The sequence below is a fragment of the Pseudorhodoferax sp. LjRoot39 genome (genome assembly GCF_964253035.1).
Classification (GTDB): Bacteria; Pseudomonadota; Gammaproteobacteria; order Burkholderiales; family Burkholderiaceae_C; genus Pseudorhodoferax.
Window position 1 is genome coordinate 2,901,245 of the sequence record NZ_CAXUQL020000001.1, and the last position, 14,988, is coordinate 2,916,232.

A 14,988-nucleotide genomic window follows, 5' to 3' on the forward strand; every position below is an offset into this window, starting at 1 on the left:
CGAAAATAGCGGGCTTGGCGCGCCGACCGGTGCGCCCCTCATGGATCCTGCGGCCGCCCGATTTGCCGAGGCGGCCGCTTCTTTTCGCAGAACACCCGTGGTGACAACGACTCCTTCCAAATCCCATGATTCCCAGGCGCTGGACGCCCTGACCGGTGGCGCCTTCACCGCGCCGACCTCGGGCGAGCGCACCGCGCGCATCCGCGACTGGCTGGCCGGCAACCCGGACGCCGAGCTGATCCAGCAGGTGTTCCAGGAACTCAGCGTGCGCGACCGCGGTGCTGCCAAGCCACTGCGCGAGAAGCTCGACGAGATCAAGCGCGCGCGTGGCCAGGAAGCCCTCGCATCGGAATGGGCCGCCAAGGCCCAGGCGCTGTTGGAGTTGCCGCGCCTGAACATCGCCGACGCCATGGCCTGGCAGCGCGACGCGGCCAAGGCCGGCGCACCGCTGTCCAAGGAGCCCCTTTCCGCGCTCAGGACGAAGCTGTCCGAGCGCGTGCGCGGCATCGAGGACCTGCAGCACCGCGTGCAGGTGCAGCGTGAGGCCGCCGTGCTGCTGGCCCAGCGCATCGAAGTGCTGTCGACCAAGCCCTGGCAGGACGCACAGGCCGCGCTGGAGGCCCTGCGCACCGACGTCGCCGCCTGGCAGCAACAGGCCGACACGCTGGCGCAAGACACCAACTGGGCCAGCGTGGACGGCAAGTTCCCGCCGCTGCTCGACGCCTCCAAGGCCCAGCTGCTGGTGGTCTGGGATGCCTTCCAGGCTTCGCTGGAGCAGGCCCGCCTGGCTTCGGAAAACGCCGATGCGCCGCTGCCGCCCGTGCGCGTCTGGGCCGATGCGCTGCGCCTAGCGCGTGGCGAAGTGCCCGAACCCGTGGCTACCCCGGCTGCGGCGCCCAAGCCGGCGCGCCCCGCCGTCGATCCGGCCCAGCGTGAGCAAGCCGAGGCGCGCGTGAGCGAAGCCCTGGCCAAGCTGCAGCAGGAAGTGGCCGAAGGCCATGGCAAGGCCAGCAGCGCCGCCGCGACCGCGCTGCGTGCCGTGCTCAAGGACCATGGCCGCCATGTCGGCGACAAGCTCGAAGCCGAAGTCCACACTGCGCTGGTCTCGGCCGGTGAACTCGAAGGCTGGCAGCGCTGGCGCGCCGACCAGCTGCGCGAAGAACTCGTGATCAAGGCCGAAGGCCTGCTCAAGCGGCCCGAAGGCCATGCGCTGGGCGGCCGCAAGATGCAGGACACGCTGCGCCAGATGCGCGAGCAGTGGAAGCAGACCGACCAGGGTGGCCCCGCCAACCACGCACTGTGGAAGCGCTTCGACGAGGCCTGCAACGCTGCCCACAAGGTCGTCGAAGAATGGCTGGACAAGCGCAAGACCGAAGCCGCCGAGCACAAGGCCCAGCGCCTGGCGTTGCTGGAAGAACTGAAGGCCTGGGCCGCCGAACATGCCACATCCACCGACTGGAAGCTGCTGGGCCGTTCCCTGCACCAGTTCGACAACCGCTGGCGCGAAGCCGGCCATCTGGGCGAGAAGGCCTTTGCCGACCTGCAGAACCAGTGGAAGGAAGCCATCCAGGCTGCTGCGGCGCCGCTGGAACAGGCGCAGCAGGCCAGCATCGACCGTCGCCGTGCCTTGATCGAGGAAGCCAAGGTCCTGGGCGCGGCCCCCATGCTGCGCATCGATGCCGTCAAGGCGCTGCAGCAGCGCTGGCAGTCCGAAGCGCAGACCATTCCGCTGGAGCGCAAGTTCGAGCAGAAGCTATGGGATGCCTTCCGCAAGCCGATCGACGAAGCCTTCCAGCGCAAGACCGAAGAGCGCGAGAAGGCCGCCGGTGCCATGAGCCAGGTCGACCGTGCCGTGCTGGATGCGGCCCGTGCGGTGGAAGCCGCCAACGCGAGCGGTGACGCACAGAAGATCCGCAGCGCGCTGGCCGCGCTGGAGGCTGCCACGCGTGGCCAGGCCGCTGCCGCTGCGGCGGCGGCCGCGCCATTGGCCGCTCCCGCGGCTGCCGAAGCGCCTGCAGACGCAACCGCCACGCTGGCCGATGCGCCGACCGACGCAGTGCCCGAAGGCGAAGCCGCCGCCGAAGCACCGGCGCCTGCGCCTGCGCCTGCGCCCGCCCCGGTTCCCGTACGCAAGCCCGTGGTGGCCATGCGCGGCGATGACCGCCCCGGCATGCAGAAAGCCCAACCTGCGCCGGCCCGCGGCGGCGCACGCTTCGGCGACCGGGACCGCGGCCCTGCACGCCCCGGTGACAACCGCTTCGAGCCGCGCCGCGACGGCCGCGACGGTGGCCGCTTCGGCGACCGCCCGCCCATGGCAGACCGCGGGCCGCGCCTGGGCGATGCCGCTTTCCGCGCCCAGCGCGAGGCGACCGAACACGCCCAGGCCGCGCTGCGCAAGCTGGCGGCCCAGGCCCACGGCGAAGTGCTGACCAATCTGCTGGGTGCCTGGGAGAAGCGCGCGGCCGAGCAGGTGCCTAGCGCGCAGGAATTGGGCGGCGGCGTCAATTCGGCGGTGCGCGGCCAGTGGGTGCAGAGCATTGCTGCGCCTGCCGGCGATGACAAGGCGGCTGCCGAAGCGCTGCTGCGCCTGGAGATCGCTGCCGAGGCGCCGACGCCGGCCGAGCAGATCAGCGCACGCCGCATGCTGCAGCTGCAATTGCTGACGCGCCGCAACGACCCGTCGCCGGCCCAGACCTGGGCGCAGGACACCGCCAAGGTGCTGGCCAGCCCCTACGACGCGGGCACCGCCAGGCGGGTGCAGAACGTGCTGAAGGTGCTGCTCAAGCGCTGATCGGTGCTTACCAGATCCCGCGCCACCATGGCGCGGGCAACAAAAAAGCGCCCGAGGGCGCTTTTTTTTGTGGGGAAGCCGCTCGCTCAGACGCGCTTGCGGTATTCGCCCGTGCGGGTGTCGATTTCGATGCGGTCGCCTTGCGCCACGAACAGCGGCACCGGCACTTCGAAGCCGGTGGCGATCTTGGCCGGCTTGAGCACCTTGCCCGAGGTGTCGCCCTTGACGGCCGGCTCGGTCCAGGTGATTTCGCGCTCGACGCTGGTCGGCAGTTCGACCGAGATGGCCTTGCCGTCGTAGAACACCACTTCCAGCTCCATGCCGTCTTCCAGGTAGTTCAGTGCGTCGCCCATGTTCTCGGCTTCGACTTCGTACTGGTTGTACTCGGAGTCCATGCAGACATACATCGGGTCGGCAAAGTAGGAGTAGGTGCAGTCCTTCTTGTCCAGCACGATCTGGTCCATCTTGTCGTCGGCCTTGAACACCACTTCGGTGCCGAAGTTGGCGATCAGGCTCTTGAGCTTCATGCGCACGGTGGCGGAGTTGCGGCCGCCGCGGCTGTATTCGGTCTTCAGCACGACCATGGGGTCCTTGCCGTGCATGATCACGTTGCCGGCGCGGATTTCTTGAGCGATCTTCATAAGCGTTCTGCGGAGAGGTTGGTTGCCCGGCCCCGTTAGGGTGCCGGGGCGCAACCCTGTACTCTGCGGGCTGCGTCAAGGTTGCGAGATTTCTTTGGGAAATTTCGCAAAGCCCGCGATTTTATCGCCTTTCGGCAACGAAGTGGCGCAGCTGGCTGACGAGGTCCGTCTGCGCGAGCAGGCTTTTGCGTGCGGATTGCACGCAGGTGCGCCATTCATCCAGCAGTGCAGGCGTCAGCGGGGGCAGGTCGGGAGCGGCCAACCCATTCCAGGCGGCATGGAAAGTGCGCAGCGAGGGCGGGGCCTGCAGCCAGTCCAGGAAGGCTTCCAGCTTCTCGTGGTGGGCACCATCATGCTGCGGGTAGATCTGCCAGACCAGGGGCTGGCCGGCCCACAGCGCGCGCACCAGCGAATCCTCGCCCCGCACGCAATTGAGGTCGCAGGCCCAGAGCAGCGCGTCGAATTCCGGCTGGGGCCGGGGCGCCAGCCAGTGCAGGCGCAGGCCGGGTGGGAGGTGCAAAGCGCGCACCGCGGCCGTTGCGCGCCCCGGCGTGATGAGCAGCTGGGCGCTGGCCTCGGCCACGCGCTGCAGCAGCGCCGGCAGGGCCGGTGGCTCATAGCAGAACAGCGAGACGGCCAGGCCGCCGTCCGCCAGGCCCTGCTGGCGGCGCCAGTCGGTCCTGTCGAATGCGGCCTGGCGCTGCAGCAGGTCGGGTTCGCGCAGCAGCCCGCCCGTGTTGGGCGTGAATCCCGGGTAGTAGAACCAACGCGTGCGGCCCGTGGCTGGGCCGGTCATCAGCGGCGAGGGCAGGGCGTGGCAGCGCGCCACATAGGCCTCGGCCGAGAGGTATTCCAGGTTGATCCAGACCGGAGGTGGCTCCGCCTGGCCAAAGGCCTGGAGCCAGGCCGCCGGCGGCTCGCAGCCGAAGGCCTCGACGACGACCTCGCCCAGGCCACCGGGCGGAGCCGCTTCCGGCCAGGGATGGACCTGCACGCCCGCCTGCCCCTGCGGCGCCATCCAGGCCAGTGCGCTGGCGTCGTCGCACCACAGGCGGACCTGCTCGCCCCGCAGCGCCAGATCGGCCGCGAGCCGCCAGCACACGCCCAGGTCGCCGTGGTTGTCCACCACGCGGCACAGGATGTCCCAGGTCATGCGGCCACCCCCGCATCGGCCTGCAGGTGCTCGACCAGCAGCCGCGCCGCACCGCCGGGCTGCTCGTCGGCGCGCAGGCACAGCATCAGCCGGCGCCGGGCCCAGGGCTCGTCCAGCGCCACGAGCCGGATCGACAGCGCGCTCTTGTAGATCTGCGCACTGCCGCGCGGCAGCACGCCCAGGCCCATGCCGGACGCCACCATCAGGCACAGCGCGTCGTAGCCCGAGACCTGCATGCGCAGCCTGAGCGGCAGGCCGGCGTCGGCGGCCGCGCGCTGCAGCTGGTGGTGGATCGCGCTGCCCGGGTGCGTGGAGACCAGTTCATAGGGCAGCACCTCGGCCAGCCGCACCTGCTTGCGCCGCGCCAGCACGTGGCCGGCCGGTAGAGCCAGCACGAGCTCGTCCTCGCGGTAGGGCAACAGCCGCAGGTGGGCGCCGTAGTGGCCCTCGTTCAGGATGCCCAGGTCGGCCGCGTTCTCGGCCACGCTGCGCGCGATGGCGCTGCTGATCTGCTCCTGCAGCTGCACCTGCACGCCCGGGTGTTTGGCCATGAAGCGCTGCAGTTCGCCCGGCAGGAACTGCGTGATGGCCGAGATGTTGGCCACCAGCCGCACCTGGCCGCGCAGGCCGCTGCCGTACTCGCGCATCTGCAGCGCGATGCCGTCCAGGTCGTGCAGCACGCCGCGTGCGAGGTTCAGCAGCGCCCAGGCCGCGTCGGTCGGCTGCATGCCGCGGTTGCTGCGCGCGAACAGCTCCACGCGCAGCTGCTGCTCCAGCTCCGCCAGGCGCCGGCTCGCGGCCGAAGGCGCGATGTGCTCGCGCGCGGCGGCGCGCGCGATGGCGTTCTCTTCCATCACGGCGACGAACAGGCGCAGGGAGAGCGGATCCAGCTTCATGGGCCGCGATCGTAGCCGCCATGCCGGATTGCGATGGCAGCTTCGCGCATCGGGGTTTTGCGCTGGCAGCGGCCTGGCGCATGATGCGCGCCGTTCGCAATGCAGGAGACGAGACGATGGAGACAGACAAGCCGCTGGCCCTGGCCGGCGTGCGCGTGGTCGAGATGGGACAGCTGATCGCCGGCCCGTTCTGCGGCAAGACGCTTGCGGAGTTCGGCGCCGACGTGGTCAAGATCGAGGCGCCCGGCGGCGGTGACCCCCTGCGCAACTGGCGCATGCTGCAGAACGGCACCTCGGTCTGGTGGCAGGTGCAGTCGCGCAACAAGCGCTCGCTGGCGCTGGACCTGCGCCAGGCCGAGGGCCAGGACATCGCGCGCAGGCTCATCGCCGAGGCCGACGTGCTGATCGAGAACTTCCGCCCCGGCACGCTGGAGGGCTGGGGCATGTCGCCCGAGGAGCTGCACCGTCTGAATCCGGGCCTGGTCATGCTGCGCATCTCGGGCTACGGCCAGACCGGGCCCTACCGCGACATGCCCGGCTTCGGCGTGGTCGGCGAGGCCATGGGCGGGCTGCGCCACCTGACCGGCGAGCCGGGCCGCGTGCCGGTGCGCTGCGGCATCTCCATCGGCGACACGCTGGCCGCGCTGCACGGCGCCATCGGCGTGCTGACGGCGCTGTACCACCGCAAGGTCAACGGCGGCCAGGGCCAGGTGATCGACGTGGCCTTGCACGAGGCCGTGTTCAACTGCATGGAAAGCCTGATCCCCGAGTACAGCGCCTTCGGTGCCGTGCGCGAGGCCGCTGGCAGCGCCCTGCCCGGCATCGCGCCCAGCAACGCCTACCCCTGCAGCGATGGCTGGGTCCTGGTGGCCGGCAACGGCGACAGCATCTTCAAGCGCCTGATGGCCGCCATCGGCCGTGACGACCTGGCCACGGCGCCCGACCTGGCCGACAACGCGGGCCGCGTCGCGCGCGTGACCGAGATCGATGCGGCGATTGGCGTCTGGGCCGCGGCGTGCAGCGTGCAGCAGGTGCTGGATGCGCTGGGCGCGGCGCGCGTGCCGGCCGGCAAGGTCTACACCGCGCGCGACATCGCCGAGGACCCGCACTACCGCGCACGCGACATGCTGCTGGAACAGACCACGCGAGATGGCGACACCGTGACCGTGCCGGGCATCGTGCCCAAGCTCTCGGGCACGCCGGGCCGCATCCGCACGAGCGCGCCGCGCCTGGGCGACGACACCGATGCGGTGCTGGCCGAGGCCGGCCTCACGGCCGAACAGATCGCGCTGCTGCGCGCCAAGGGAGTGATCGCATGAGTACCGACATCTGGCAAGGCGCCGGCCGGCGCATCCACATCCAGGAGGTCGGCATGCGCGACGGCCTGCAGATGGAGCAGGCCTTCGTGCCGACCGAAGACAAGATCGCGCTGGTCAACGCGTTGTCGGCGGCCGGCCTGTCCAAGATCGAGGTCACTTCCTTCGTCTCGCCCAGCGCCATCCCCGCGCTGCGCGACGCCGAGATCGTGATGCGCGAGATCACGCGCGTGCCTGGCGTGGTCTACACCGCGCTGGTGCCCAATGTGCGTGGGGCCGAGCGCGCCATCGAGGCCCGCACCGACGAGCTGAACCTGGTCATGTCGGCCAGCGCCACGCACAACCTGGCCAACCTGCGCATGACGCAGGAGCAGTCCTTTGCGGCGCTGGCACAGGTGATCGCCACGGCGCAGGCCGCGGGCGTGCCGGTCAACGTCTCGCTGTCCTGCGTGTTCGGCTGTCCGATGGAGGGCGACGTGGCGCAGGAGGCCGTGTTCGGCTGGGTGAAGCGCTTCGTCGACCTCGGTGTAGCCGGCATCACGCTGTGCGACACCACCGGTATGGCCTATCCCTCGCAGGTGCTGCCGCTGGCAGCCGCCGCGCGTGCCCGCTGGCCCGGCGTGCTGTTCACGCTGCACTTCCACAACACGCGCGGCATGGGCCTGGCCAATGTGCTGGCCGGCATCGCGGCGGGTGTGGACTGCTACGACACCTCGCTGGGGGGGCTGGGCGGCTGCCCCTATGCGCCGGGCGCTTCGGGCAACGTCTGCAGCGAGGAGATCGTGCACGCGCTGCAGCTCATGGGCTACGACACGGGCGTCGATCTGGAAGGGCTAGTCGCCACGGCCCGGCGCCTGCCCGCGCTGATCGGCCACGAGCTGCCGGGCCAGATCGCCAAGGCCGGCCGCCGGCTGGACCTGCACCCGGTGCCTGCCGACTTCGAGGCCACGCGTGCCCGCGCTGTGGCGCGGGCCTGAATCCATTCAACGAGGAGACTGAGCATGATCGTTCGCCGCACCCTGCTGCTGGCCCTGGCTGCCAGCGCGCTGGCCGCCCAGGCGCAAGACAGCTATCCCAGCAAGCCCATCACGCTGGTCGTGCCACAGGCGGCCGGTGGCGCCAACGACGCCATCGCGCGCGTGCTGGCGCAGCGCCTGTCCGAGCAGCTGCACCAGAGCGTGGTGGTCGACAACAAGCCCGGTGCCGGCGGCACGCTGGCCACGGCCAACACCGCGCGCGCCAAGCCCGACGGCTACACGCTGCTGGTGACGGCCGACAGCGCGCACGTGATCGGCCCGGCGCTTTACAAGAGCCCCGGCTTCGACCCGGTGAAGGATTTCGTGCCCGTGGCGCCCATCGCCACGGCCGGCTACACGCTGGTGGCCAACCCGTCCTTCCCGGCCAACAACGTGGCCGAGCTCATCGCACTGGCCAAGGCCGCGCCGGGCAAGTACAGCTATGCCTCGGCCGGCAACGGCACGCTGAACCATTTGATCGGGGAGATGCTGCAGAAGGCCGCCGGGATCCAGCTACAGCACATTCCCTACAAGGGCTCGGCGGCGGCCGCGGCCGACGTGGCTGGTGGGCAGGTGCCGCTGTCGGTGCAGAGCCTGCCCTCGGTCATCGGCCTCGTGAAGAGCGGCAAGCTCAAGGTGCTGGGCGTGGTCAACGAGAAGCGCGTGGCCGCACTGCCCGACGTGCCCACCATCGGCGAGACGCTCAAGGGCTTCGGCCAGGCGCCCTGGTACGCGATGTTCGCGCCGGCCGGCACGCCCGCGCCCATCGTGGCGCGGCTGCAGGCCGCCGTGGCCAATGCCCTGGAGCAAAAGGAAACGGTCGAGAAACTGGCCGGCGTGGGCTGCGAGCCGTTCAAGGGCTCGGCCCAGCAGCTCGCCGCGCTGGTGCAGACCGACCTGCCCAAGTGGGCGCGCGTGGTCAAGGAAACCGGCGCCCAGGTGGATTGATTTTTTGACAGGAGACATGAACCCATGCAACGCATTCGCCGATCCCTGCTCACGCTGGCAGCGCTGAGCGCCATCTCGGGCGCAGCCCTGGCCCAGGCCTACCCGAACAAGCCCATCACCATGGTCGTGCCCACGGCCACGGGCGGCACGACCGACCTGTCGGCGCGCATGCTGGCCCAGGCCCTGACGCCCGTGCTGGGCCAGTCCGTGATCGTGGACAACAAGGGCGGCGGCAACGGTGCCATCGCGGCCGGCATCGTCAAGCGTGCGCCGGCCGACGGCTACACGCTGCTCATGCAGTACTCGGGCTACCACGTGATCTCGCCGCACCTGACCCGTGTGCACCAGTGGGAGCAGGCCGACTTCCAACCCGTGGCCAACGTGATCTCGGCGCCGCAGATCATCGTGGTGCGCGAGGGCCTGCCCGTGAAGACGCTGGCCGAGCTGATCACCTACGCCAAGGCCAACCCCGGCAAGCTCAACTACGCCTCCTCGGGCAACGGCTCGCTGCAGCATGTGACGGGCGCGATGCTGGAGCAGCAGGGCGGCATCAAGATGGTCCATGTGCCCTACAAGGGCACGGGCCCGGCGCTGCAGGACCTGCTGGGCGGCCAGGTCGACCTGACCTTCGGCACGGCACCGCCCTTCATGCCGCACATCCAGGCCGGCAAGCTGCGCGTGCTGGCCGTCACCGGCAAGCAGCGCCTTCCGAGCCTGCCCGACGTGCCGACCACGGCCGAGGCCGGCCTGCCCAAGGTGGACGCCACCTCCTGGTTCGCGCTGTTCGCGCCGGCCGCCACGCCCAAGGCCGTGGTCGACAAGCTCGCGGCCGATGCGCGCACCGTGGTGCAGAGCGCCGAGTTCCGCAAGAAGGCCGAAGAGCAGGGCGCCACGGCCGACTATCAGGACCCGGCGCAGCTGGGCGCCAAGGTCAAGGCCGACCTGGCTGGCTGGGCCGAGGTGGTCAAGAGCGCGCGCATCGAGGCCGAGTAGCACCACGGCGCGGGTGGCGCCGGGGCACGGCCACAATACGGCCATGCCTTCGATGCATTCCGATGAACTGCTCGCCCAGGTGGCCGCGCTGCCCGCGCTGCCGGGCGTGTACCGCTATTTCGACGCTGCCGACCAGTTGCTCTACGTCGGCAAGGCGCGCGACCTCAAGAAGCGCGTCTCCAGCTACTTCCAGAAGACCCACGGCGGCACGCGCATCGGCCACATGGTGGCCAGCATCGCGCGCATGGAGACCACCGTGGTGCGCTCCGAGGCCGAGGCGCTGCTGCTCGAGAACAACCTGATCAAGGCGCTCGGTCCCAAGTACAACATCCTGTTCAGGGACGACAAGAGCTACCCCTACCTCAAGATCACCGGCGCCGGGCCCACCGAGCTGTCGACCTCGCGCCAGACCGCGCCCTCGGACTTCCCGCGCGTGGCCTACTACCGCGGCGCGGTGGACAAGAAGCACCGCTACTTCGGCCCCTTCCCGAACGCCTGGGCGGTCAAGGAATCCATCCTGCTGCTGCAGAAGGTGTTCCGCCTGCGCACCTGCGAAGACACCGTGTTCATGAACCGCACGCGGCCTTGCCTGCTGTACCAGATCAAGCGTTGCTCGGGGCCCTGCGTGCACTACATCGCGCCCAACGACTACGCCGAGGACGTGCGCAACGCCGAGCGCTTCCTCGACGGCGAGACCCAGCTCGTGCTCAAGGGCCTGGAGCAGCGCATGATGGCCCATGCCGAGAAACTGGAGTTCGAGCAGGCGGCCGAGCTGCGCAACCAGATGGGCGCACTGTCGCGCGTGCTGCACCAGCAGTCGGTGGACACGGGCTCGGACAAGGACGCCGACATCCTGGCCGTCAAGGTCCACGGCGGGCGCGCCTGCGTGAACCTGGCCATGGTGCGCGGTGGTCGCCACCTGGGCGACCGGCCGTACTTCCCGAGCCATGTGGACGATGCCGTGGCCTTGCAGGCGGCCGAGGCCGAGAGCGATGCACAGGCTGCCACACCGGTGGAAGTGCAGGTGCTCGAGGCCTTCATCGCCCAGCACTACACGGGTGTGGCCGTGCCGCCGCTGCTGATCACCAGCGAGGCTGTTTCAAAAGACCTGATCGCGGCGCTGTCGGCCGACAGCGGCCAGCGCGTGACCGCTCAGCACCAGCCGCGCGAGCAGCGCCGCCAGTGGCTGGAGATGGCCGAGAAGAATGCCGCGCTGCAACTGGCCCGGCTGCTCGCCGAGGAGGGCTCGCAGCAGGCGCGCACGCGCGCGCTGGTCGAGGCGCTGGACCTCGCGCCAGACGCGCTGGAGCAGTTCCGCATCGAGTGCTTCGACATCTCGCACACGGCAGGCGAGGCCACGCAGGCCTCGTGCGTGGTGTTCCAGCAGCACAGGATGCAGAGCGCGGAGTACCGACGCTTCAAGATCGAAGGCATCACGGGCGGCGACGACTACGCCGCCATGCGCCAGGTGCTCACGCGGCGCTATGCCAAGTTTTCGCCGCAGGCCATCGCGGAGGCGCCGGCCGAAGCGGGGGAGGCTGCACAGGTCGAACCGCAGGCCGAGGCAGCGCCGCCATCCAAGGCCCGCATGCCCGACCTCGTGCTGGTCGATGGCGGCCGTGGCCAGGTGTCGATGGCGCGCGAGGTGTTCCAGTCCCTGGGCCTTCCCATCGGCCTCATCGTCGGCGTGGAAAAAGGCGAGGGCCGCAAGGTCGGGCTGGAAGAACTCGTGTTCGCCGACGGCCGGCCCAAGGCCCAACTGGCGCGTGACTCGGCCGCGCTGATGCTGGTGGCCCAAATCCGCGACGAGGCCCACCGCTTCGCGATCACGGGCATGCGCGCGGCGCGTGCCAAGGTCCGCACGGGCGGCAGCCGCATCGAGGAGATCCCGGGCATCGGCCCCAAGCGCCGGGCCCGGCTGCTGCAGCGCTTCGGCGGTGTGCGCGGCGTGGCCGCGGCCAGCGTGGACGACATCGCCACCGTCGAAGGTGTCTCGCGCGAACTCGCCGAACGCATCTACAAAGCCTTGCACTGAGACCTGACCGGCGCCGAAAGGCCGTTCGGTCGCATGCCACAATGCCCGCCATGTTCTGGACGATTCCCACCATCATGACGTGGACGCGCATCGTCGCGATCCCGATCATCGTGGGGGTGTTCTACCTGCCGCTGCCGGTGGCCACCTGCAACCTGATCGCCACCGTGCTGTTCGTGGTGTTCGCTGCCACCGACTGGCTGGACGGCTACCTCGCGCGCAAGCTCAACCAGACCTCGGCCTTCGGCGCCTTCCTCGATCCGGTGGCCGACAAGTTCCTGGTCTGCGCGAGCCTCCTGGTGCTGGTGCATCTGAACCGGGCCGACGTGTTCGTCGCGCTGATCATCATCGGCCGCGAGATCGCCATCTCGGCGCTGCGCGAGTGGATGGCGCAGATCGGCGCATCCAAGAGCGTGGCCGTGCACATGATCGGCAAGCTCAAGACCACGGTGCAGATGGTGGCCATCCCCTTTCTGCTCTACGACGGCCGGCTGTTCGGCTTCGTCGACACCGCACTGTGGGGCATCGTGCTGATCTGGATCGCCGCCGTGCTGACGGTCTGGTCCATGGTCTATTACCTGCAGAAGGCGATCCCCGAGATCCGGGCCCGCACCAAATGAGCCTGTCCAGCGGCTGGGTGCGGTCCATGCCGGTGGTGTTCGTGCTGATCTGGAGCACCGGTTTCATCGTGGCGCGCTACGGCATGCCGCAGTCGCCGCCGCTCAAGTTCCTGGCCATGCGTTTTGCGCTGGCATTGCTGTGCTTCGGTGCCTGGGCGCGCCTGGCGCGCGCGGCCTGGCCGAGCGGCCGCCGGCAGTGGCTGCACCTGGCCGTGACGGGCGTGTTCATGCACGCGGGCTATCTGGGTGGCGTGTGGGCCGCGGTCAAGCTCGGCATGGGGGCGGGCCTGGTGGCCTTGCTGGTGGGGTTGCAGCCCGTGCTCACGGCGATCTGGGTTGCTGCGCGCGGCGGCCAGGTCGCCGGCCGGCAATGGGCCGGCCTGGCGCTGGGCTTCGGCGGTCTGGCGCTGGTGGTCTGGCACAAGCTGGGGCACGGCGAGGTCGGCGCGCAGAACCTCGTGCTGGCATTGCTGGCGCTGGCCAGCATCACCATCGGCACGCTCTACCAGAAGCGCTACCTTGCGCCCTGTGCCGTGCCCACGGCCAACTGTGTGCAGAACCTGGCCGCGCTGCTGGTCACGCTGCCGCTGGCGCTCTTGCTGGAGACCGAGGCCATCCGCTTCAACGCCGAATTCATCGGCGCCATGGCCTGGTCGGTCCTGGTGCTCACGCTGGGCGGCAGTTCGCTGCTGTACCTGATGATCCAGCGCGGTGCGGCCACGGCCGTGACCAGCCTGCTGTACCTCGTGCCGCCCACCACCGCGTTGATGGCGTGGGTGCTGTTCGGCGAGCCCATCACTGTTTTCACCCTGGCCGGCACCGCGTTGACGGCCTTCGGCGTGGCGCTGGTCGTGCGCCCGCCGGCCACCACCAAGAGGAGCACACCATGAGCAAGAAACGCATCGCCGTGATCGCCGGCGACGGCATCGGCAAGGAAGTCATGCCCGAGGGCCTGCGCGTGATGGAGGCGGCCGCCAGCCGCTTCAACATCGACCTGCAGTTCGACCACTTCGATTTCTCCAGCTGGGACTACTGCGAGAAGCACGGCAAGATGCTGCCCGACGACTGGAAGGAGCAGATCGGCGGCCACGACGCGATCTACTTCGGCGCCGTGGGCTGGCCCGAGAAGATTGCCGACCATGTGTCGCTGTGGGGCTCGCTGCTGCTGTTCCGCCGCGAGTTCGACCAGTACATCAACCTGCGTCCGGCGCGCCTGATGCCCGGCATCGTCGCGCCCGTGGTGCGGCGCGACGGCAGCGCCCGCGCGCCTGGCGAGATCGACATGTACATCGTGCGCGAGAACACCGAGGGCGAGTACTCCTCCATCGGTGGGCGCATGTACGAGGGCACGCCACGCGAGATCGTGATGCAGGAGACCGTGATGTCGCGCCACGGCGTGGACCGCGTGCTCAAGTTCGCCTTCGAGCTTGCGCAGTCGCGGCCCAAGAAGCACCTGACCAGCGCCACCAAGTCCAACGGCATCGCGATCACCATGCCTTACTGGGACGAGCGCGTGGCCGCCATGGCCAAGGCCTATCCGGGCGTGACGCTCGACAAGTTCCACATCGACATCCTGACCGCGCACTTCGTGCAGCGGCCCGACTTCTTCGACGTGGTGGTGGCATCGAACCTGTTCGGCGACATCCTGTCCGACCTGGGCCCGGCGTGCACCGGCACCATCGGCATCGCACCCAGTGCCAACCTGAACCCCGAGCGCACCACACCTTCGCTGTTCGAGCCTGTGCACGGCTCCGCGCCGGACATCGCAGGCAAGGGCATCGCGAACCCGATCGGCCAGATCTGGTGCGGCGCGATGATGCTGGAATTTCTGGGCCACAAGGACGCCCACGACGCCGTGCTCCGGGCGATCGAGGCCGCGCTTCAGCCCGGCAGCGGCGCGCCGCGCACGCCGGACATCGGCGGCAAGGCCTCGACATCGGACCTGGGCCGCGCGATTGCGCAGGCCCTCTGAGCGCGCCTGCAAACTGGTGGATGCGGGTGCGCGCGAGGCGTTTTGGCGCACCCCAAATGCGTCTAGAATCCGCGTCCGCGCCGCACGAGAGACCATGGCTTGCAAGCCTGTTTCGAGGTGGTCGCGGCATTGCTGACGCCGCAACAATTCGTTCCCATTCCCCCAGCCAGATGCGCGCCGCTTCTCGTGCGGGCCGTGGAAACATTTCGTGTCGAATCCGACCACACAACCCAAGTGAGGGACCCTCGTGAACAAGACTGAACTCATCGAACACATCGCCAACAACGCCGACATCTCCAAGGCTGCCGCCACGCGCGCCCTGGAGTCGACCATCGAGGCGGTCAAGAAAACCCTGAAGAAGGGTGGCACGGTGTCGCTGGTGGGCTTCGGTACCTTCGCGGTGGGCAAACGCGCGGCCCGTACGGGCCGAAATCCCCGCACCGGCGCGGCGATTAAAATCAAGGCTGCCAAGGTTCCCAAGTTCCGTCCGGGCAAGGCGTTGAAAGACGCCCTGAACTGATCCGATTTGCAGTGGGGTGCTTAGCTCAGTTGGTAGAGCGGCGCCTTTACACGGCGTAGGTCGGCGGTTCGAGACCGTCAGCACCCACCA

The 14,988-nt window shown here is 69.4% G+C and carries 13 protein-coding genes and 1 tRNA gene; 11 read left to right on the top strand and 3 right to left on the bottom strand.

Going from position 1 to position 14,988, the window contains the following annotated elements; genetic code table 11:
* Nucleotides 1-40: 40 nt before the first annotated feature.
* Nucleotides 41-2,791 (top strand): DUF349 domain-containing protein, encoded by a 2,751-nt coding sequence (locus ACSQ4M_RS13720; protein WP_436190065.1) that lies wholly within the window; start codon nt 41-43, stop codon nt 2,789-2,791.
* Between the two features lie 86 nt (nt 2,792-2,877).
* Here ACSQ4M_RS13720 and efp read toward each other — a convergent pair whose 3' ends face one another.
* The 3 genes from efp to ACSQ4M_RS13735 form a co-directional block, all read right to left on the bottom strand.
* Nucleotides 2,878-3,432: an elongation factor P gene (gene efp, locus ACSQ4M_RS13725; protein WP_056672682.1), complete on the bottom strand. Its 555-nt coding sequence runs from the start codon at nt 3,430-3,432 to the stop codon at nt 2,878-2,880.
* A 121-nt stretch (nt 3,433-3,553) separates the two neighbouring features.
* Nucleotides 3,554-4,585: an elongation factor P maturation arginine rhamnosyltransferase EarP gene (gene earP / locus ACSQ4M_RS13730; RefSeq protein ID WP_436190066.1), complete on the bottom strand. Its 1,032-nt coding sequence runs from the start codon at nt 4,583-4,585 to the stop codon at nt 3,554-3,556.
* On the bottom strand, nt 4,582-5,481 hold the full coding sequence (locus tag ACSQ4M_RS13735) for a LysR family transcriptional regulator (RefSeq protein WP_436190067.1): 900 nt from the start codon (nt 5,479-5,481) through the stop codon (nt 4,582-4,584). The genes earP and ACSQ4M_RS13735 overlap by 4 nt, the downstream gene beginning before the upstream one ends.
* 116 nt (nt 5,482-5,597) lie before the next feature.
* Between ACSQ4M_RS13735 and ACSQ4M_RS13740 the strand changes: the two genes are divergently transcribed.
* From ACSQ4M_RS13740 to ACSQ4M_RS13785, 10 genes are all read left to right on the top strand, one after another.
* Nucleotides 5,598-6,800, top strand: coding sequence for a CaiB/BaiF CoA transferase family protein (locus tag ACSQ4M_RS13740; protein ID WP_436190068.1), 1,203 nt, complete (start codon nt 5,598-5,600; stop codon nt 6,798-6,800).
* Nucleotides 6,797-7,774: a hydroxymethylglutaryl-CoA lyase gene (locus tag ACSQ4M_RS13745; RefSeq protein WP_436190069.1), complete on the top strand. Its 978-nt coding sequence runs from the start codon at nt 6,797-6,799 to the stop codon at nt 7,772-7,774. Before ACSQ4M_RS13740 ends, ACSQ4M_RS13745 begins: the two co-directional genes overlap by 4 nt.
* 24 nt (nt 7,775-7,798) lie before the next feature.
* On the top strand, nt 7,799-8,761 hold the full coding sequence (locus ACSQ4M_RS13750) for a Bug family tripartite tricarboxylate transporter substrate binding protein (protein WP_436190070.1): 963 nt from the start codon (nt 7,799-7,801) through the stop codon (nt 8,759-8,761).
* Between the two features lie 24 nt (nt 8,762-8,785).
* Entirely contained in the window at nt 8,786-9,754 is a 969-nt protein-coding gene (locus ACSQ4M_RS13755) for a Bug family tripartite tricarboxylate transporter substrate binding protein (protein WP_436190071.1), read from the top strand.
* Between the two features lie 43 nt (nt 9,755-9,797).
* On the top strand, nt 9,798-11,789 hold the full coding sequence (uvrC, locus tag ACSQ4M_RS13760) for an excinuclease ABC subunit UvrC (RefSeq protein ID WP_436190072.1): 1,992 nt from the start codon (nt 9,798-9,800) through the stop codon (nt 11,787-11,789).
* 50 nt (nt 11,790-11,839) lie between these two features.
* Nucleotides 11,840-12,406 (top strand): CDP-diacylglycerol--glycerol-3-phosphate 3-phosphatidyltransferase, encoded by a 567-nt coding sequence (pgsA, locus tag ACSQ4M_RS13765; RefSeq protein ID WP_436190073.1) that lies wholly within the window; start codon nt 11,840-11,842, stop codon nt 12,404-12,406.
* A complete protein-coding gene (locus ACSQ4M_RS13770; protein WP_436190074.1) occupies nt 12,403-13,296 on the top strand; it encodes a DMT family transporter in 894 nt (297 codons plus the stop codon). The genes pgsA and ACSQ4M_RS13770 overlap by 4 nt, the downstream gene beginning before the upstream one ends.
* Nucleotides 13,293-14,378 (top strand): tartrate dehydrogenase, encoded by a 1,086-nt coding sequence (locus ACSQ4M_RS13775; RefSeq protein ID WP_056672700.1) that lies wholly within the window; start codon nt 13,293-13,295, stop codon nt 14,376-14,378. The genes ACSQ4M_RS13770 and ACSQ4M_RS13775 overlap by 4 nt, the downstream gene beginning before the upstream one ends.
* A gap of 247 nt (nt 14,379-14,625) precedes the next feature.
* Entirely contained in the window at nt 14,626-14,898 is a 273-nt protein-coding gene (locus ACSQ4M_RS13780; RefSeq protein ID WP_056672701.1) for an HU family DNA-binding protein, read from the top strand.
* A gap of 14 nt (nt 14,899-14,912) precedes the next feature.
* Nucleotides 14,913-14,988, top strand: a tRNA-Val gene (locus ACSQ4M_RS13785).

What these genes read in the sequence shown, in the direction of transcription:
- ACSQ4M_RS13720 (WP_436190065.1), top strand. Translation starts at nt 41, where the DNA reads ATGGATCCTGCGGCCGCCCGATTTGCCGAGGCGGCCGCTTCTTTTCGC.
- efp (WP_056672682.1), bottom strand. Translation starts at nt 3,432, where the DNA reads ATGAAGATCGCTCAAGAAATCCGCGCCGGCAACGTGATCATGCACGGC.
- earP (WP_436190066.1), bottom strand. Translation starts at nt 4,585, where the DNA reads ATGACCTGGGACATCCTGTGCCGCGTGGTGGACAACCACGGCGACCTG.
- ACSQ4M_RS13735 (WP_436190067.1), bottom strand. Translation starts at nt 5,481, where the DNA reads ATGAAGCTGGATCCGCTCTCCCTGCGCCTGTTCGTCGCCGTGATGGAA.
- ACSQ4M_RS13740 (WP_436190068.1), top strand. Translation starts at nt 5,598, where the DNA reads ATGGAGACAGACAAGCCGCTGGCCCTGGCCGGCGTGCGCGTGGTCGAG.
- ACSQ4M_RS13745 (WP_436190069.1), top strand. Translation starts at nt 6,797, where the DNA reads ATGAGTACCGACATCTGGCAAGGCGCCGGCCGGCGCATCCACATCCAG.
- ACSQ4M_RS13750 (WP_436190070.1), top strand. Translation starts at nt 7,799, where the DNA reads ATGATCGTTCGCCGCACCCTGCTGCTGGCCCTGGCTGCCAGCGCGCTG.
- ACSQ4M_RS13755 (WP_436190071.1), top strand. Translation starts at nt 8,786, where the DNA reads ATGCAACGCATTCGCCGATCCCTGCTCACGCTGGCAGCGCTGAGCGCC.
- uvrC (WP_436190072.1), top strand. Translation starts at nt 9,798, where the DNA reads ATGCCTTCGATGCATTCCGATGAACTGCTCGCCCAGGTGGCCGCGCTG.
- pgsA (WP_436190073.1), top strand. Translation starts at nt 11,840, where the DNA reads ATGTTCTGGACGATTCCCACCATCATGACGTGGACGCGCATCGTCGCG.
- ACSQ4M_RS13770 (WP_436190074.1), top strand. Translation starts at nt 12,403, where the DNA reads ATGAGCCTGTCCAGCGGCTGGGTGCGGTCCATGCCGGTGGTGTTCGTG.
- ACSQ4M_RS13775 (WP_056672700.1), top strand. Translation starts at nt 13,293, where the DNA reads ATGAGCAAGAAACGCATCGCCGTGATCGCCGGCGACGGCATCGGCAAG.